The following is a 17,111-nucleotide window of genomic DNA, read 5'->3' on the forward strand; positions in this document are numbered from 1 at the left end:
TTGCCATGAAACTGTAATCTGCTTGTCATGGAACTTACACTCGTGATGAATACATTAAGCCAAATTAAACAAAAAATGGGCTGTTTATGAACATAAAAGTTTCTGCATTGTGTTTAGCAATGCTTTCTGTTGGCTTAGTGGCATGTAATGATGATAATAAAACAACAGCGCCAACGGTTGAAGAAGCCACCCCTGAAAGCATTAATTTAAGCTTATTGGGGCGTTATGAAACGGGTATTTTTGCTGAAAGTGCAGCAGAGATTCCGGCATATGATGCAACAACAAAACGGGTATTTGTGGTCAATGCTAAAAAGGGTTTAGTTGATGTGTTAGATGTGTCTAAACCCGAAACGCCTGTGCATATTGGTGAGCTTTCGGCCCGTGAAGCTTTAGCTGATTCAGAAGTAAATTCAGTTGCGATTAAAAATGGCATTGTGGCACTTGCTGTTCAAGCCAAACAAAAAACAGATAAGGGGATTGTGGCTTTTTTTAATGCCAAAGATTTGAAATTGATCAGTACAGTCGAAGTTGGTGCTTTACCTGATATGCTGACATTTAGCCCCGATGGTAAAACTGTTTTGGTGGCAAATGAGGCTGAACCCAATGATGACTATAGTATTGATCCTGAAGGTTCAATCAGCATTATTGATATCAGCAATATTCAACGACCAACAGCCAGCCTTGCTGATTTTAAAGCGTTTAATGATAAAAAAGCCGATTTGATTAAATCGGGTGTACGCATTTTTGGTCCTAAAGCGACAGTGGCTCAGGATCTAGAACCTGAGTACATCACCATCAGCAATGATGGGAAAACTGCTTGGGCGACCTTACAAGAAAATAATGCCATTGCCAAAATTGATATCGTTGCTAAAAAAGTGACTGATATTTTTCCATTAGGTTATAAAGATCATGGACTTGCTAATAATGCGCTAGATGTCAGTGATAAAGATGGAAAAATTAATATTCAGGCTTGGCCGGGTTTGGTGGGGATGTATCAACCTGATTCAATTGCCCATTATCAAGCCAATGGGGCAAGTTATTTAGTCACAGCCAATGAAGGTGATTCACGTGAATGGTTGAAGGACTCAACTGCATATTATGCTGGAGATCAAAGTAAAGGTTTTGCAGAAGCAATTCGAATGAAGCATTTATTCAACGTCAAAGGTTTCAATAATAAAGGCGATTATCCTGCTCATTTGACCAATCTTGTTGCGGGTGTAAAAGGGGCCAAACTAGACGCCACAGTTTTTGCCTATTGTGGTGCAACAGCGACTGATCCGGGCATGTGCCGTGATGATACACAATTAGGACGTTTAAACATTGCTTGGAATATGGGTTATCAAACCAACACGGATGGCTCACCAAAATTGGATGCCAATGGATTATTGACCTATAGTAAACTTTATAGCTACGGCGCACGTTCTTTCAGTATATGGGATGCACAAGGCAAGTTAGTTTGGGATTCAGGCAGTGAATTTGAGCGTAAAGTTGCTGAGCTATTTCCAAATTACTTTAATAGTGATCATGAAGCGGCGGCTTTTGATGACCGAAGTGACAATAAAGGGCCTGAGCCTGAAGGTTTAGCGCTAGGTACGATTGGTAAAAAAACCTTTGCCTTTATCGGCTTAGAGCGCCAAAGTGGGATTATGGTATACGACATTAGTAATCCACAAAAGCCTGTGTTTATACAGTATTTTAATAATCGTACCTTTAAACAGGATCAGGTTTATAAAGATGCTAAAGGTCAGCCGATCTTAAACAAGGATGGCAAGCAGATTCTGATTGAGAAAAGTGATTTAGGTCCTGAAGGACTGACGTTTGTCTCTGCCAAAGATTCACCAAATGCAAAGCCTATGTTGATTGTGGGTAATGAAGTCAGTGGCAGTACAGCAATTTATCAGATTAATTTAAAATAGCGTTTTGATGTATTCTGTTACGAGTAAAGAGTGCTTTGGCACTCTTTTTTATTGAGACTATCCCTCAGTTTTATGAGGGATAGTTGTAGATGTAATACATGAAGTAGCTTAATTATTCATCTTTATATACATTGGTAATTTTCAATAAAATTGTATTACTGATCTAAGCCCAACCACTGTCTTTGATGATAAGCGCTATCCCAGAACAACCACTCTAACTCAGCACCTTTGGTATAGGCTTTATGCATTTTTTCAAGGGTATCTGCATCGCAATGTTCTGCAATACGGTCAATCGTTGTTAAAACATTTTTAACTGCTTCGTTAAACTCTTCACCCGAATAGGTATCGATCCATGCTTGATATGGATTATTGGCAATAGATTTACTCACAATATCTTTTCCAACTTCTGCATAAATCCAGAAGCAAGGCAGTAACGAAGCCAAAACCACAGGATAGCTTTCAGACCAAGCCGTCGCAGTTAAAAAAGCAGTGTAGTGATGGCAGGCAAGGGTAAGCGGGGTATTCTCAAAGTCAGCTTTGCTAATCCCAAAATCTTTCATAAATCCATCGTGTAGGCTACGTTCAACCACAATTGCTTCTTTCGCACCTTGGGTAAATTGGATGATATCGTCAGCATCAAATGCTTTTGCGCCACAGACAGCCAATGCACGACCATAAGCCACCAGATAATGCGCATCCTGAATCACATAATGACAAAAAGCTTCCTTGTTTAATGAGCCTGTCGCAAGTTCTTGGTTAAATGGAAGCGCTAAAGTTTTGTTATATAAAGCAAGATTACGTTGCCATACGTCTTGAGAAAAAGACATGTCATTTTCCTATGCAATGATTCAAGTTATAAAATGATTTCAGTTTGCAAGACTATAACAACTCTAAATTGCTTTAGGTATTTGAATGCAGAAAATTCGGCTGTATTTGCATAAAAATATGACAAAGAACTTTGGATAAATGTGAAAAAGTCGTCATAATGTGCGCATTAAAAACGCGATTTTTATTTCAGTTTTCTGATTCAAAAACTATTCTCCGTAGGTCGAATTCCCATGATGAAACATTTTGGTTTCTCAATATTTTTTACGATCGTGTGTTTGGCAATCTCTGCATATTGGGGCTTTACCCATGGTCCAAATGCAGGCGTGCAAGCCATGCTCTCTGCACTGACTATTACGGCAATTCTTGCTGTTATGGAAGTGTCTCTGTCTTTTGACAATGCTGTTGTAAATGCATCTGTACTGCGTAATTGGGATCATTTCTGGAAAATGATCTTTTTAACCGTTGGTATTTTGATTGCTGTGTTTGGTATGCGACTGGTATTTCCTGTTGTGATTGTTGCAGTCACAGCGGATATGGGCATGTTTGATGTTGTGAAAATGGCATTAAATGATCCAATTCAATACTCAGAAAAATTATTGGCACATCATGCTGAAATTGCCGCTTTTGGTGGTTCATTCCTGTTATTGGTATTTTTAAACTTTTTCTTGGATGAAGGCAAAGATACCCATTGGTTTAAATGGATTGAAAAGCGTTTAGCCAACTTAGCCAATGTGCCAGCAATGTCGGTATTCCTTGCTTTAGTGGCATTGTTGATTATGGCTGCAAATGTAGATGAAGCGAAACGCCTTGTGGTCACAATGGCAGGTATTTGGGGCATCGTGATTTATATCGGTGTACAAGTACTCAGTCATTTACTGGGTGGCGAGCCAGAAGTGGATGAAGACGGCAATGCTGTGGGTCATGATGCCAATGGTGCACCTACAGGTGTGATCAAAGCGGGTATTGGTGGCTTTATTTACCTAGAAGTCTTAGATGCATCGTTTAGTTTTGACGGCGTGATCGGTGCGTTTGCGATTACTTCTGATGTTGTCATTATTATGCTTGGTTTGGCCATTGGTGCGATGTTTGTTCGTTCAATGACAATCTACTTGGTCGATAAAGGTACACTTGATGCCTATATCTACCTTGAGCATGGTGCGCATTATGCCATTGGTGCTTTGGCATTTATCATGATTGCAAGTGGTACAGGTTTACATGTACCCGAGGTGGTAACAGGTTTGATTGGTGTTGCCTTTATTGTTTGGGCAGTCATTGCATCGATTCAATATAACAAACGAATTGAACAACAGAGTTAATCCTTTTTTAAGAAAAGAGATTACAATACAAGAGCACTTTAACAGTGCTCTTTTTTATGCTCAATGTTTCCACAAAGTTGCCACAATATGCGATGATGTGTCTGATAATTAGCTCGCCAGTTTTGATAAGCCAGTAGATATGATGAATCCTTTAGAACGCCGCTCGACCTTTGCATTAAGTAGTATTTTTGCTTTACGCATGTTGGGGTTGTTCATGATTATCCCTGTGTTTGCGGTGGTTGGTCAGTCTTATCAGTATGCCACACCCGCTTTGATCGGTTTAGCGGTCGGGGTCTATGGCCTCAGCCAAGCACTTCTGCAAATTCCTTTTAGCTTATGGGCAGATCGTTTTAGTCGGAAACCTTTGATTGTTTTTGGCTTACTGCTGTTTGCTTTGGGTGGTGCTGTTGCGGCAATGTCTGAAACCATTTATGGGGTCATTATTGGCCGTGCGATTGCTGGCGCTGGCGCTGTATCTGCGGTTGTTATGGCTTTGCTGGCGGATGTCACCCGTGAAGAGAATCGAACCAAAGCCATGGCTGTGATGGGCATGAGTATCGGATTGTCTTTTGTTGTGGCTTTTAGTTTAGGACCTTGGCTCACCAGTTTGGTGGGGATTTCAGGGCTATTCTGGGTGACAACAATTATGGGATTATTGGCAATTCTCATGTTGTTTATGGTGCCTAAAACTACCCGTCATCATAAAAACTTTAAACAAGGTTATTTGCATCAGCTCAAACAAGTCTTAAAAATGGGCGATTTGAATCGTCTACATGTTTCAGTTTTTGCACTGCACTTATTGCTTACCGCAATGTTTGTTTATGTACCTTCTCAATTGATCAATTTTGCTGGGATTCCTTTGGCGCAACATGGCATTGTTTACTTGCCTTTGTTGGTCATCAGTCTGTTCTTTGCATTTCCGAGCATTATTCTGGCTGAAAAATACCGTAAAATGCGCAGCATTTTTCTAACGGCAATTGCGGGAATTATCTCGGGATTAGTCGTTCTGATTTTTGGTTATGAATCCAAATATATCTTGTTGTTAGGCCTTGGATTGTTCTTTATTGCCTTTAATGTCATGGAAGCATTACTCCCTTCATGGCTGTCTAAAGCAGCACCGATTCAATCCAAAGCAACAGCGATGGGTGTTAATGCAAGTGCTCAATTTTTAGGAGCTTTTTTTGGTGGGACACTTGGTGGGCAATTAATTTTGCTCAATAATACAACAATGGGTTGGAGTGTCTTATCAGCTATTGCTATACTTTGGTTGCTCATTAGTTTTGGGCTAGCTCAACCACGATATTTAACATCAATCGTATTACGATTGCCTGAGGATAAACAAACCGATAATTGGACTTCTCAGTTGTTGTCAATTCGTGGTATTGAGGAAGTTGTGGTTATGTCTGACCAGCAAGTTGCGTATATAAAGGTTGATAAACAGCAAATTGATGATGCTGCGCGACAACATTTAACGCAGTTGTTTGGGAAAGAGGTAGCCATTTAAACATAACTCTTATAAAGTAAAACATAGAATCGAATAGGAAGATAACATCTAATGCGTGGTGTAAATAAAGTTATTTTAGTTGGTACTTTAGGTCGTGATCCTGAGACTAAAACTTTCCCAAATGGGGGTTCTCTCACTCAATTTTCAATTGCGACAAGTGAATCTTGGACAGACAAAAATTCCGGTGAAAGAAAAGAACAAACGGAATGGCATCGTATTGTATTGCACAACCGTTTAGGTGAGATTGCACAGCAGTATTTACGTAAAGGTTCAAAAGTTTATATTGAAGGTTCTTTACGTACCCGTCAGTGGACGGATCAAAATGGTCAAGAGCGCTATACCACTGAAATTCGTGGCGAACAAATGCAGATGCTTGATAACAACCGTCAACAAGGTGAAGGCGCTGCTGCTGACAATGGTGGTTATAACCAACCACGTTTCAATAACAACCAGCAAGGTGGTTTTAACAACAACCAAGGCGGTGGTGGTTATGCGAATCAAGGTAATCAAGGCGGTGGTTACGGCAATGCCAATCCACAAGGTGGCTATGGCAATGGCGGAAACAATGTAAACCAAGGTTTTCAATCGCCTAAACCTGCAGCTGCACCATCAGCACCTACTGCTGCCCCTGCGGATTTGGATGATGACTTACCGTTTTAATTGATAAGAACGGTCAAGCTTTATCAAAACCCTTTGTGAAAACAAAGGGTTTTTTATGAGCTTCGTGATTTGGTTTTAGACAATCACTTTTTCGCAGAAACCCACATAGTAATCACAGCTTTAAACACCAGATTATTTTGTGTGTCTTTGACCTCCACATTGACCAAATAATCACTGCCTTGATTCCACTGAAAATTGCGCTCAACAGGCGTGGCAATCGCAATTAAATCAGTTTCAGCCTTCTTTAGATATTCAACTGTCATCCCTTTGGGAATCCAACGATGCGTGGAAGGTACGGTTACATCGGTCATGGTTCCACCAGCAAGTTCAGCCATATTGCACATGGCAATTGCATGGACTGTACCAATATGATTGAGTACAGCACGGTGTTTTTTAATTTTAATTTCAGCATAATTCGTTTCGAGTCGTTCAAAAACAGGTGAAATACTGCTGAAATAAGGCGCTTTTAAGCATAATAATTTTGAAAATGTCCATTTGCCAGCAGGCTTATTTTTAAATCTATTCCACAGTTTTAGGGTTTGGCTCATTGTTGTATTCCTTATTTAGCTTACAGAATATTATTCTAATACAGAATTAAATTCTGTTATTGGCTCGACAGACGATTTGAATCGCGTAAAATGTCATATAGAAAATGCTTAAATAAAATCAAAGGCTGTACATGAATAATCAAAGTTTGTTGGAACGTCGTTATAGTGGACGTCGTGCAGAATTAAAACGTGTGATTTTAACGGAAGCATTAGCCTGTTTTTTAGAATATGGGATTGAAACGACAACAATAGAAATGATCCGTGAACGTGCGCAAACCAGTGTGGGGGCGATTTATCACCATTTTAAAAATAAAGAAGGTTTAGTGGCAGCCCTGTATATTTTAGCCATAGAAGACCAAGCAGAACGCCGTGATCAAGCATTATTGTCTGCACAAAGTCTACAGCAGGGTATCCAAGTGATGACAGCAAGTTATATAGACTGGGTCATGGATTATCCTGATTTCGCCAGATTTTTATATACTGCCAATTTTAGTATTTCTAAAAGTACTCAACGGGATCAGCTAAAACAGCAGAATCATTTACGTAATCAGCACTTATTGGCTTGGATGAAACAGCAACCCGATTATGGGGTGATCAAGAATATTCCCCATGAATTATTATTGTCATTTATGGTTGGATCGACAGAAAGTTATTGTCGGGCATGGTTGTCAGGTAAAGTGAAAGCCACGCCAAAAGTTTACCAAGCAGCATTGTCACATGCGGCTTGGTGCAGTTTAGAAAGCGTATATCAGTAACAACAAGGCTGAATAACCAAGCTTGTTAAATCAAGGATGCTATGATTAAAAAATTCGTGAGCTTTGCATATAGTGCGCTGTGACTTGATCTAAGTGATTAAGAATTGTTGCGCGATCTTGAGTCTGAATTGCTGTGTCCAGTTGCTGCATATAGCCTAGCAATTGGTTTTTTGCTTTTGCTGCAAATTCAGCAGTAATGGCTTGATCTTCATAAAGTAAGACATAGTTTTTGGCAAAACCATAAATCATAAAAATCGCCGTTTTCTCAAAATCAGCCTCAGAATGAGCAATTTGAGATTCACAGTTTATTTTCAGTTGTTTAAAAGCGTCTGTACCAAAAGGAAGGTTTTGGAATTGCTCCAAAAGAATTGAGAACGTCATTTTTTAAAGTCCACTCAAAAAGAAAATCTATAGAGTAAACGGTGAAAGGTCAAGCAAAGTTTGAAATAATATTTTCGATTAAACCAAGCCAACAGATTGGAAAAATAAATCTATAAAACCGATTATTTTTATTAAAAACTCCAGTTTTACCGATTTAATAATTTTTCGTATAGTGATTTCACAGATAAGCAATCCCTGAAACCTATTGAAGGAAGACCAAATGAGTTTGATCAATACTGAAGTTAAAGCATTTAACGCAACTGCATATAAAAACGGTGAATTTATCGAAGTGTCTGAAAAAGACTTCTTGGGTAAATGGTCTGTGGTATTTTTCTATCCTGCTGACTTTACTTTTGTTTGCCCAACAGAGTTAGGCGATCTAGCAGACAACTATGCTGAATTCCAAAAAATGGGTGTAGAAATTTATTCAGTTTCTACCGATACACACTTTACCCATAAAGCATGGCATGACAACTCAGATGAAATCAAAAAGATCCAATATCCAATGGTGGGTGATCCAACATGGGCTTTGGCAAAAAACTTTGAAGTGTTGATTGAAGCTGAAGGCCTTGCAGATCGTGGCACTTTCGTAATTGATCCTGAAGGTAAAATTCAAATTATTGAAATCAATGCCGGTGGCATTGGACGTGATGCACAAGAATTACTGCGTAAAGTGAAAGCAGCACAATATGTACATGCACACCCAGGCGAAGTATGTCCAGCAAAATGGAAAGAAGGCGATGCAACACTTGCACCTTCAATTGATCTGATCGGTAAAATCTAATCATTGCTTAGGATTAGAATTGAAAAACCAGAAGTTTAGCTTCTGGTTTTTTTATTGTTCGCTTGGCTTTATAAAATATAACCATCGTGTTTAGGTGCATAGGCACGAATACCTTCAACTAAATCTTCAATTAATTTTTCCATGACTAAGCGTTGACCTTTGCGTGATGCGTAAACCAACTGTACAACACCGATATTGGAACACCACTCTGGTAACAGATGGATTAAACGCCCTGAAGCAATGTCTCGTTCTACCGTTAAATAGGGAAGATCAGCAATGCCTAAGCCATCGAGTACCGCATAATACGCGCCCATTAAGTCATTGCTTTTGACCCGAGGCTGTAACGGAATATCAATTTCTTCACGTTGCTGAATATGATGTAAATGCCAATGATAGTGCTGTTTATCTGTACCTAATACAATGGTTGGAAATTCACAAAGTTCTGTGACATGTTGAATTTCACGATCGCCTAAAAGTTCAGGACTAATCACTAAACAGTGCGTGGTTTTAATCACATCTCTAACGATAATGCTGGAGTCTTCATTGCTTGAAAAGTTAGTACGAATGGCCAAATCAATATCATCATGCAGCACATCGATACGTCGACTGGTGAGTGCCAATTCAACCCGAACTTTGGGATATTTTTTTAAAAACTGATTTAGAATTGGTCGAATTTGATGTTCCATCATCACTGGTGGGCAACTAATTTTAATCAGACCCTGTAATTCAATTTCTTGTTTTAATAAGACATTCTGAGCATTATCTGCCTGTTCAATAATCTTTGCACATTCCTCAAAGAATTCTTGTCCTAGTGGTGTGACTTTAAAATGCCGTGTCGAGCGTTGAATCAGAGTCACATTAAATTTGGCTTCTAAATCCAGAATACGTCGGCTCAGCTTAGACTTGGTGATATTACTGGCTTCACTTGCAGCACTAAATCCACCATGTTTTACCACCAGATAGAAATAATAGTAATCATCAAAAGAGTGCACAGCTTCATCTCAGGTGTGTTGATGATAAAATAGTATCATTAATAGGAAAATATTTTAAAATTTGTACACATAAAACGCAGAAACAAAAGCGAGGAATGCAAAGACTTACATTCCTCGCGACAACGATTATCTTATTTTTGAGAAGTGTTTTGTGTGTAGCTGTTGATCAGATTACGATAGTCAGGGATATGGTTACCAAATAGCGTACCTAAACCTTCAATATCATTACGCCAATCGCGATGTAGCTCACAAGAGGCACCAAACCAAGTCATTAATTGTGCACCTGCATTGCTCATACGGTCCCAAGCAGAGTCACGTGTTAGCGGGTTAAATGTTCCAGAAGCATCGGTGATCACAAAGACCTCAAAATCTTCTTCAAGGGCAGAAAGTGCAGGAAAGGCAACACAAACCTCGGTGACAACACCCGCAATAATCAGTTGTTTTTTACCTGTTGCTTTTACTGCTTTGACAAAGTCTTCATTGTCCCAAGCATTGATTTGACCAGGGCGAGCGATATAAGGCGCATCTGGAAAAAGCGCTTTTAACTCAGGGACCAGTGGACCATTGGGGCCATCTTCAAAACTGGTGGTCAAAATGGTGGGAAGGTTAAAATATTGAGCCGCCGCAGCCAGCGCCAAAACATTGTTTTTAAACTTATCTGGGTCAATGTCGCGGACTAAAGAAAGTAATCCAGTTTGATGATCGACTAACAATACCGCAGCATCATCTTTGTTTAAACGAACGTAAGGTTTTCCCATTTTTTATATCCTTGAAGTCACTAAAATTTAAATTGTGCTTAAATACAAAACAAATTATTTTGCATGGATTTCATGTTACGTGGCTTAATGATGATGATTAAGCCTATAAACTGAGATTAATAATCTCATAAATAAGATGATTGATTAAAAACTACGCTGTTCCATTGCTATTGAATATCCTATATTTGGGATTCAGCGTATTGGTAGATTGCTGTATTGATCACTTTAAAAAACCTAAAATGGATTCATATTAAAGCCTAGAGATAGGAGTATTGAGATGAAAAGAATTATTGGTGTATACCGCAATCAAAATATGCATTGGGTCGGTGATGGCTTTCCTGTAAAAAACTTGTTTTCTTATGATCGTTTAGGTCAAGCGATTAGTCCTTTTTTATTATTGGATTATGCAGCGCCTTATACATTTGCACCTAGCCATGAACAGCACGGTGTAGGTTCACATCCACATCGTGGCTTTGAAACAGTGACACTCGCCTATCAAGGTGAAGTTACCCATAAAGACTCCCATGGTGGCGGTGGAACCATTAAAACAGGTGATGTGCAATGGATGACTGCGGGCGCAGGCTTGGTTCATGAAGAATTCCATTCACATGAATTCACTGAAAAAGGTGGAATCTTTGAAATGGTTCAGCTATGGGTGAATTTACCTGCGGCCGATAAAATGACTCAACCTAAGTATCAAGCAATTTCTGCGCAAGATATTCCTGTGATTCATTTTGATGATGATGCAGGCCACTTACGTGTGGTTGCAGGGAAATATGCTGAACAACAAGGCGCTGCTTCAACCTTTAGCCCTGTCAATGTTTGGGATGGTCAGCTTAAAGCGGGTCATGAGCAAATTATTCATGTACCTGTTGACCACAATACTTTGGTGGTTGTACTCGAAGGTGAAATGCTACTCAATGGTACACAAAAGGTACTTGATAGCTCGATTGTCATGTTTGAAAAAGATGGCGATGCAGCAATTCAACTTGAAGCAGTGCAAGATGCTAAGTTTTTGGTCCTTACAGGTAAACCACTGAATGAGCCAATCCAAGGCTATGGTCCATTTGTAATGAATAGCAAAGAAGAAATCGTGCAAGCGTTTAACGATTTCAACAATGGCAAATTTGGTGAAATTGTAGCGGAAGCTTAGTTGATGTTGATGAAAGGTATTTGTGTATAACGGATACCTTGCATGTCTTTAGTCTATGAGTTCAGCCATGTATGAGATATCGAGAAGTCAAAAAGCGGATTGTAAAATCCGCTTTTTTTATATTTAAAATTTTTAGAACCAAAAGGTCAGAAATTTAAAAAAAGAAAAGAGCTTTGCTCTTATCGAACAGAAGCTCTCTTACGCTGTAGTTTTTTTCTTCAGATGATTATCTCTTGTTTTGATTGGGTTGTTTTGTTATTCGCGCATCATAATTAATTAAAAATGTGAAGTAAAGCACAATATATTTCATTTGGTTAATTTATATCCGTTGTTTCAGTATTTTTTGTATGCCGTCATTTTACAAGTGGTGCAATTGATCTGCTTAAAAAGCAAATTCAAAGTAAAAAAAAGGATCTCTATTCCACACTATAGAGATCCTTTTTATGCTGTAGTTTCTTTTATTGTGTGTGTTGTCATAATTATTTGTTTTTATTGTAAATGTGAATTATTTATCGTTTTTATGCTGTAAATAATAATTAATAAATTGGCATTTGTAAATGTTTTTTTAATAAATAGTTAAATTATCTGTATGTTTTTAACAGTATTTTTTTATATATATAAATATCAATCAAGTATAAGCAGGGTGTCGCACAAGAGCTTGGCCTAAAACCACTAAAATTAAATAAACACCGAGGAATGGAGATTTTTCCTAAAAAATTTCCAACAAAAAAAGTTAAAACTGGAACTTTTTAATACCGCGATTTAATCGGCTATAGCTCATAATAAAAAAAATGGTTACGCACGGATAATAACTTTGGATATTGCAGTGATTGGTAGTGGTATGGCTGGCCTGGCCACCGCAAGAATTCTTAAAGATGCAGGTCATAACATTACCATCTTCGAAGCATTACCTGGTCGTGGTATGGATAGTCACAGCATTGAGTTTGAAGGTGGTTTAATTGATGCACCTTTGCGCGTGATGAATCAGCATTTATGGAAAAATACACTGAGCCTTGCAACACACCTTGGCATAAAAACCTTTCCAGTGCGTACCTTTATGGCATGCAGTTGGTTATTTGAAGATAAAACAGAAACTTGGTTGACCACATCACGCACCCGTATTGGTAATTTCCCTATTATCAATAACCGTAAAGGGATTAAGCAGTATGGTTGGCGTTTAGTCAAAGGGATGTTGCAGCTTAAAACTGCCATTTCTCAATTTTTTAAATCTAAAAATCAAGATATTACCCTTGCTGATTTTATCAATCACAATGACATTGAAGAAGTATTTTGGCATGGTGCAGTAATGCCTGTGCTTTATACCATTTGCACCTGTGACCCTAAAACTATTGGTGAATGGCCTGCAAAACCGCTCTTAATCTTTTTAAAGCAATTAACCGATGGTGATGCTTTATTGCGTTTACATGGTGGAACACCTGCTTTTGTCGATAAATTGATTGAAGGTATTGATATTCATAGCGGTTCTGAAATCACCAAAGTTGAGGAACAGGGTAATGCTGTTCTGGTTGAAAATGCACAAGGTGAGCAATTTCAATTTGACCGTGTGGTGGTTGCAACACCGACCAATAAATTAGAAAACTTTTTAAATAAACAACAATTTGCTGATGATATCGCTTTATTGCAAAAATTTAAGTTTGAGCAAGGCGAATTGGTCATGCATACCGATGCATCTGTGATGCCGCCAAATCGTAAAGATTGGGCTGTGTTGAGCTATATGATGGATCGTAAATTTACCAAACAACAATTCACAGTTTGGCTGAACTCGATTGAACCAAGTCTGGTGGGTAAATCTCCAGTGTTCCAAACATGGCGTCCTGTGACCAGCATCGATCCGAAGAAAGTCATTTCTACAGTGACCTTAACCCGTGCTGTGGTGGATTCTGAAACAGTAGCATTGAACATTGAGTTGCAAGCGCGTCATAAAGTCGCTAATCGTAAAGTATTCTATTGTGGCTCATGGTCATGTGATGGTTTGCCAATTCTTGAATCTGCGGTAACTTCTGCAATGCATATCGCAGAAATTTTTGGTGCACCATTGCCATTTGTAGGATTAAAACCTAAAGTTGAGGTGGCTCCGCAACTTGGCTATTAAAGCCCAGTGAATTCAGAACTGAATAAGTGAATGATTTAAAATGAAATGGCTTCAAGCGATTCAGCGAAAACTTCCAAAACACAAATATGCAATCGATGCAAAAATGTTAGGAGATAATGCTGAGTGTGCTTGGAGCAATCTAGGCTATTGGGATGAGACTGCATCCTCTTACCCTCAAGCCTGTCAGCAACTTGCTGAACGACTTGCACAAGCGGTACAGCTTACGCCATATGATCGACTACTAGATTTAGGCTGTGGTCAAGGTGCCAGTTTAAAATACTGGTTAGAACACTACCAAATTCAAGATTTAGAAGCGGTTGAGTTACAACAACAGTGTGTCGATAAAATTCAAAAACAACTCCCTCAAATTAAGGCGATTCACTGCCAATCTTTTTTAAATTTAAATGCGCTTTTATTGACGCAACCTTTTGATGTGGTGTTGTGTATTGATGCGGCTTACCACAGCGATTTAAATTTATTTTTAAATTCAGTCGTTCCAATTTTAAATTCAAAAGGTCGTTTGGGTTTTCATACGTTGATGCTTTCAGACACAGTTTTAAATTCAAAACAAAAAATGAAATATAAATGGCTACTTAAAGCCGCTGATGTTGATTTAAAATCACTGATGACCACGACTCAAATCAATCATGCCCTGCAACAGCATGGTCTTGAGCAAATCGCGCTTGAAGATCTCTCTACAGCAGTATTGGCTGGTTTTAGTCAATATATTGCGACACGAGCGAAAACAGAGCGTGGAGGGTTAGATCAAATCAAAATACAAATGACCGCAAAACTTTGTCAAAGGTTGTTTGAAGAGGGGATCGTTCGATATATACAGCTCAGTGTAGTCAAAACATAATTTTTATTATTTACGATGAGATCAAACAGATCAAAAAATTATAAGAAAATACTTAAGCTAAAAACAACAAAGCCTCACTAAAAAGCGAGGCTAAGTAAAAATGGTGCCGGCACACGGATTCGAACTGTGGACCTACTGATTACAAGTCAGTTGCTCTACCAACTGAGCTATGCCGGCAACGTCGCGAGAATTTTACAGAATATTTATAAGATTGCAAGCCAAAAAATAAACAATTGAATAATCGTTAATATTTATAGTCTTAGCGATCGGGTATTGGTTCGAAGTTGATAATGCTGTGTGCGATGAATGCTTAGATTTTTAGAGAGAAACGGATTTTACCGGTTTTAATTTGCAGGTAGATAAAATAGCAAAGATAGCTAGAGTAATGACAACTAGAGCAACGATTAATAATCGCTTTAATCTTCCGACTAAAAAGGCTTACGGAGGGGTAAGCCTTGAGTATTTGGGGTTAAATCAATAAATCTTTATCAGTTTTGAAATATAGACTTATTTTCTCCTTAAAATATGATCCAGATCTTGTGCGCATTCTTCTAGGGTGATTGCCATATCTATTTGCATTTGGGGTTTCAATTCGTTTGCGAGTTTTCTCCATTGCTCAATCAATTGGATAGCTTTCTGAATTTTATGCTTATTTACATCTTTGGCAATAGTTGGGGTGTATCCACCACGTTTAGCATTTTTGACTTGTCTTACATAATTGGCGCTGTTATTCATTGTCACTCCCGAATAGCAGTTTTATGCTTTTAACTTGTTTGAATCGCTAATAAGTACCGCATCATGATTATCTTAAGAGAACGTTACATCTATATGATTTTTATTTTGTATTTCACCTCCTTTGAATCGTGCTAGAAGTTCTTTTCACTTGATACTAATTCAAGAAAGTTGGAATTGAAATAGTCAATTGTCTTTTTAGTTGAGTGGATATGTATCTATTTGCTTCAAAAAATAGCTCAAATATCGTATAACTAAGTTGAGTAAAAACTAGAACAATTGAGAATGAAACGATTCAGTATTTTATTATTATTGGTTTCTGTCGCACATGCTGAAGCTCCTAAAGAATGTCAGTTACTTGAACAGACCTCCGAAATGTTAATGCAGTTACGTCAAAACGGTTTGTCGCTAGATGATGTTGATTTTAATCCTGAAGCATTGTCTGCAAAAGAACAGGTATTGTTAAAAGGTATGATTGACGATGCAAAGGGCGTACCGATTTATCAGATACCTTTAACCCGACAAAAAGCGATTGATGATTTTAAACTCAAGTGGCAAGAAGTGTGTCAGTCTGCGGATATTGTGATGCCAACTGAGACGAGGTAAAGGATTTTTTTATTTCGGCTAGAGTGTCATGGTTAAATAGAGGGTGCCATTTCTGAAAGCATTCAATAACCTATGAAAAACAAAACTTTTAGCGTTTAATCAACAGTGCTTTGTATTTACTTCTGTTTAGGAATGGCATGAAATATCAACCGCCTTATACCATCACATCAAAAATCATTCATCTGATTGCGCAGATCAGTGAGAATATAGGGCGTTTGAGTGCTTTAGAGGAAGTCCAACACAACTTAAAACTGAGAAAAGCCAATCGTATCCGAACAATTCAAGGCTCGCTTGCAATTGAAGGAAATACCCTCAGCACAGAACAAATTACTGCAATTTTGAATGGTAAAGCTGTAATTGCACCGCCTAAAGAAGTTCAAGAAGTACGTAATGCCATAAAAGCTTATGACGCATTTCAAAAATGGCAACCCAGCCAAGAAGTAGATTTATTACAAGCACACCAAACTTTAATGACAGGCTTGATTGATGACGTTGGACAATACCGTCATGCCAATGTAGGTGTTATGTCTGGTGATCAAGTGGTGCATATGGCTCCGCCAGCGAATCAGGTTCCTCGTTTAATGTCTGAGTTACTGGAATGGCTTAAAGATAGCCAAGAACACCCACTCATTCAGAGTTCGGTATTTCATTATGAGTTTGAGTTTATACATCCATTTGCTGATGGGAATGGACGTATGGGGAGACTTTGGCAAACATTGATACTTAGCCGATGGAATACTATTTTTGCAAATATTCCTGTTGAGAGTCTGATTTATCAAAATCAAAAGGCCTACTATGAGGCTTTACAAGCAAGCACAGACCGTACTGATTCTGCAGCATTTATAGAGTTTATTTTGCAGATGATTTTGGATGCGATATTGGACTCAAATAACACCGCTCAAGATAGCGATCATGTTAGCGCTCAAGTTGACGTACAAGTAAGCGACCAAGTTCAGCGTTTAATTTCAGTTATGCAGGAAAAAGAATATAGCTTGACTGAATTGATGCAGTTATTAGATTTATCCCATCGTGCAACATTCCAAAAGAATTATCTTAATCCTGCGTTAGACGCAAACCTTATTGAACGTAGCATTCCAGATAAGCCGAAAAGCCCTAAACAACGATATAGATTGAAGTGAAATGAAAAGTTTTTCTTCAAAGACAATCGATGTAATGATTTGAGGGCCTATTCCATTTCTAGCTTTT

Annotated in this window: 17 protein-coding genes and 1 tRNA gene; 11 read left to right on the forward strand and 7 right to left on the reverse strand. The window is 38.4% G+C overall.

Going from position 1 to position 17,111, the window contains the following annotated elements:
* The first annotated feature begins 86 nt into the window (after window positions 1-86).
* Window positions 87-1,916, forward strand: a complete 1,830-nt coding sequence (locus AC07U8_RS00940) for a choice-of-anchor I family protein (protein WP_494737130.1) — start codon at window positions 87-89, stop codon at window positions 1,914-1,916.
* Window positions 1,917-2,071: 155 nt separating this feature from the next.
* Here AC07U8_RS00940 and tenA read toward each other — a convergent pair whose 3' ends face one another.
* Window positions 2,072-2,743 carry a thiaminase II gene (gene tenA / locus AC07U8_RS00945; protein WP_494737131.1) on the reverse strand — a complete coding sequence of 224 codons (672 nt, stop codon included), beginning with the start codon at window positions 2,741-2,743 and terminating at the stop codon, window positions 2,072-2,074.
* Between the two features lie 234 nt (window positions 2,744-2,977).
* Here tenA and AC07U8_RS00950 point away from each other — a divergent pair, with 234 nt between their 5' ends.
* The 3 genes from AC07U8_RS00950 to ssb all read left to right on the forward strand — a co-directional run bounded on the left by AC07U8_RS00950 (window position 2,978) and on the right by ssb (window position 6,224).
* A complete protein-coding gene (locus AC07U8_RS00950) occupies window positions 2,978-4,060 on the forward strand; it encodes a DUF475 domain-containing protein (protein WP_171066888.1) in 1,083 nt (360 codons plus the stop codon).
* A 139-nt stretch (window positions 4,061-4,199) separates the two neighbouring features.
* Window positions 4,200-5,564 (forward strand): MFS transporter, encoded by a 1,365-nt coding sequence (locus tag AC07U8_RS00955; RefSeq protein ID WP_494737132.1) that lies wholly within the window; start codon window positions 4,200-4,202, stop codon window positions 5,562-5,564.
* 51 nt (window positions 5,565-5,615) lie between these two features.
* On the forward strand, window positions 5,616-6,224 hold the full coding sequence (gene ssb, locus AC07U8_RS00960; RefSeq protein WP_004718569.1) for a single-stranded DNA-binding protein: 609 nt from the start codon (window positions 5,616-5,618) through the stop codon (window positions 6,222-6,224).
* Between the two features lie 83 nt (window positions 6,225-6,307).
* Here ssb and AC07U8_RS00965 read toward each other — a convergent pair whose 3' ends face one another.
* Window positions 6,308-6,772: a hotdog fold domain-containing protein gene (locus AC07U8_RS00965; RefSeq protein ID WP_034611305.1), complete on the reverse strand. Its 465-nt coding sequence runs from the start codon at window positions 6,770-6,772 to the stop codon at window positions 6,308-6,310.
* A gap of 131 nt (window positions 6,773-6,903) precedes the next feature.
* Here AC07U8_RS00965 and AC07U8_RS00970 point away from each other — a divergent pair, with 131 nt between their 5' ends.
* Window positions 6,904-7,527 carry a TetR/AcrR family transcriptional regulator gene (locus tag AC07U8_RS00970; RefSeq protein WP_056517213.1) on the forward strand — a complete coding sequence of 208 codons (624 nt, stop codon included), beginning with the start codon at window positions 6,904-6,906 and terminating at the stop codon, window positions 7,525-7,527.
* Window positions 7,528-7,572: 45 nt separating this feature from the next.
* Here AC07U8_RS00970 and AC07U8_RS00975 read toward each other — a convergent pair whose 3' ends face one another.
* On the reverse strand, window positions 7,573-7,908 hold the full coding sequence (locus AC07U8_RS00975) for a hypothetical protein (RefSeq protein ID WP_034611310.1): 336 nt from the start codon (window positions 7,906-7,908) through the stop codon (window positions 7,573-7,575).
* Between the two features lie 220 nt (window positions 7,909-8,128).
* On the opposite strand from AC07U8_RS00975, the gene ahpC reads away from it, so the two are divergent.
* A complete protein-coding gene (gene ahpC, locus AC07U8_RS00980; RefSeq protein ID WP_004718560.1) occupies window positions 8,129-8,692 on the forward strand; it encodes an alkyl hydroperoxide reductase subunit C in 564 nt (187 codons plus the stop codon).
* Window positions 8,693-8,760: 68 nt separating this feature from the next.
* On the opposite strand, the gene AC07U8_RS00985 is transcribed toward ahpC, so the two are convergent.
* Together AC07U8_RS00985 and ycaC are read right to left on the reverse strand one after the other, a co-directional pair.
* Window positions 8,761-9,684, reverse strand: coding sequence for a LysR substrate-binding domain-containing protein (locus AC07U8_RS00985; protein WP_034611312.1), 924 nt, complete (start codon window positions 9,682-9,684; stop codon window positions 8,761-8,763).
* A gap of 131 nt (window positions 9,685-9,815) precedes the next feature.
* Window positions 9,816-10,442 (reverse strand): isochorismate family cysteine hydrolase YcaC, encoded by a 627-nt coding sequence (ycaC, locus tag AC07U8_RS00990; protein ID WP_004818434.1) that lies wholly within the window; start codon window positions 10,440-10,442, stop codon window positions 9,816-9,818.
* A gap of 277 nt (window positions 10,443-10,719) precedes the next feature.
* On the opposite strand from ycaC, the gene AC07U8_RS00995 reads away from it, so the two are divergent.
* The 3 genes from AC07U8_RS00995 to AC07U8_RS01005 all read left to right on the forward strand — a co-directional run bounded on the left by AC07U8_RS00995 (window position 10,720) and on the right by AC07U8_RS01005 (window position 14,567).
* Window positions 10,720-11,595 (forward strand): pirin family protein, encoded by an 876-nt coding sequence (locus AC07U8_RS00995; protein ID WP_004718553.1) that lies wholly within the window; start codon window positions 10,720-10,722, stop codon window positions 11,593-11,595.
* A gap of 814 nt (window positions 11,596-12,409) precedes the next feature.
* Complete coding sequence (locus AC07U8_RS01000; RefSeq protein ID WP_034611315.1) at window positions 12,410-13,708, forward strand: FAD-dependent oxidoreductase; 1,299 nt, start codon at window positions 12,410-12,412, stop codon at window positions 13,706-13,708.
* A gap of 40 nt (window positions 13,709-13,748) precedes the next feature.
* Complete coding sequence (locus AC07U8_RS01005) at window positions 13,749-14,567, forward strand: SAM-dependent methyltransferase (RefSeq protein WP_494737133.1); 819 nt, start codon at window positions 13,749-13,751, stop codon at window positions 14,565-14,567.
* A gap of 101 nt (window positions 14,568-14,668) precedes the next feature.
* Here the strand turns inward: AC07U8_RS01005 and AC07U8_RS01010 are convergent.
* Both AC07U8_RS01010 and AC07U8_RS01015 read right to left on the reverse strand, forming a co-directional pair.
* Window positions 14,669-14,744: transfer RNA gene (locus AC07U8_RS01010), tRNA-Thr, on the reverse strand.
* 330 nt (window positions 14,745-15,074) lie between these two features.
* On the reverse strand, window positions 15,075-15,302 hold the full coding sequence (locus AC07U8_RS01015; protein ID WP_004718547.1) for a hypothetical protein: 228 nt from the start codon (window positions 15,300-15,302) through the stop codon (window positions 15,075-15,077).
* A gap of 282 nt (window positions 15,303-15,584) precedes the next feature.
* Between AC07U8_RS01015 and AC07U8_RS01020 the strand changes: the two genes are divergently transcribed.
* Together AC07U8_RS01020 and AC07U8_RS01025 are read left to right on the forward strand one after the other, a co-directional pair.
* The gene (locus AC07U8_RS01020; RefSeq protein WP_239046644.1) at window positions 15,585-15,905 is read left to right on the forward strand and encodes a hypothetical protein; all 321 of its coding nucleotides are present in this window, start codon (window positions 15,585-15,587) and stop codon (window positions 15,903-15,905) included.
* Window positions 15,906-16,042: 137 nt separating this feature from the next.
* Window positions 16,043-17,044: a Fic family protein gene (locus tag AC07U8_RS01025; protein ID WP_494737134.1), complete on the forward strand. Its 1,002-nt coding sequence runs from the start codon at window positions 16,043-16,045 to the stop codon at window positions 17,042-17,044.
* The last annotated feature ends 67 nt before the right edge of the window (window positions 17,045-17,111 follow it).

Source organism: Acinetobacter sp. GW821-FHT01E09 (genome assembly GCF_059422385.1).

Excerpts from the sequence above, each read along its gene's own strand:
- AC07U8_RS00940 (WP_494737130.1), top strand. The coding sequence starts at position 87 with ATGAACATAAAAGTTTCTGCATTGTGTTTAGCAATGCTTTCTGTTGGC.
- tenA (WP_494737131.1), bottom strand. The coding sequence starts at position 2,743 with ATGTCTTTTTCTCAAGACGTATGGCAACGTAATCTTGCTTTATATAAC.
- AC07U8_RS00950 (WP_171066888.1), top strand. The coding sequence starts at position 2,978 with ATGAAACATTTTGGTTTCTCAATATTTTTTACGATCGTGTGTTTGGCA.
- AC07U8_RS00955 (WP_494737132.1), top strand. The coding sequence starts at position 4,200 with ATGATGAATCCTTTAGAACGCCGCTCGACCTTTGCATTAAGTAGTATT.
- ssb (WP_004718569.1), top strand. The coding sequence starts at position 5,616 with ATGCGTGGTGTAAATAAAGTTATTTTAGTTGGTACTTTAGGTCGTGAT.
- AC07U8_RS00965 (WP_034611305.1), bottom strand. The coding sequence starts at position 6,772 with ATGAGCCAAACCCTAAAACTGTGGAATAGATTTAAAAATAAGCCTGCT.
- AC07U8_RS00970 (WP_056517213.1), top strand. The coding sequence starts at position 6,904 with ATGAATAATCAAAGTTTGTTGGAACGTCGTTATAGTGGACGTCGTGCA.
- AC07U8_RS00975 (WP_034611310.1), bottom strand. The coding sequence starts at position 7,908 with ATGACGTTCTCAATTCTTTTGGAGCAATTCCAAAACCTTCCTTTTGGT.
- ahpC (WP_004718560.1), top strand. The coding sequence starts at position 8,129 with ATGAGTTTGATCAATACTGAAGTTAAAGCATTTAACGCAACTGCATAT.
- ycaC (WP_004818434.1), bottom strand. The coding sequence starts at position 10,442 with ATGGGAAAACCTTACGTTCGTTTAAACAAAGATGATGCTGCGGTATTG.
- AC07U8_RS00995 (WP_004718553.1), top strand. The coding sequence starts at position 10,720 with ATGAAAAGAATTATTGGTGTATACCGCAATCAAAATATGCATTGGGTC.
- AC07U8_RS01005 (WP_494737133.1), top strand. The coding sequence starts at position 13,749 with ATGAAATGGCTTCAAGCGATTCAGCGAAAACTTCCAAAACACAAATAT.
- AC07U8_RS01015 (WP_004718547.1), bottom strand. The coding sequence starts at position 15,302 with ATGAATAACAGCGCCAATTATGTAAGACAAGTCAAAAATGCTAAACGT.
- AC07U8_RS01020 (WP_239046644.1), top strand. The coding sequence starts at position 15,585 with ATGAAACGATTCAGTATTTTATTATTATTGGTTTCTGTCGCACATGCT.
- AC07U8_RS01025 (WP_494737134.1), top strand. The coding sequence starts at position 16,043 with ATGAAATATCAACCGCCTTATACCATCACATCAAAAATCATTCATCTG.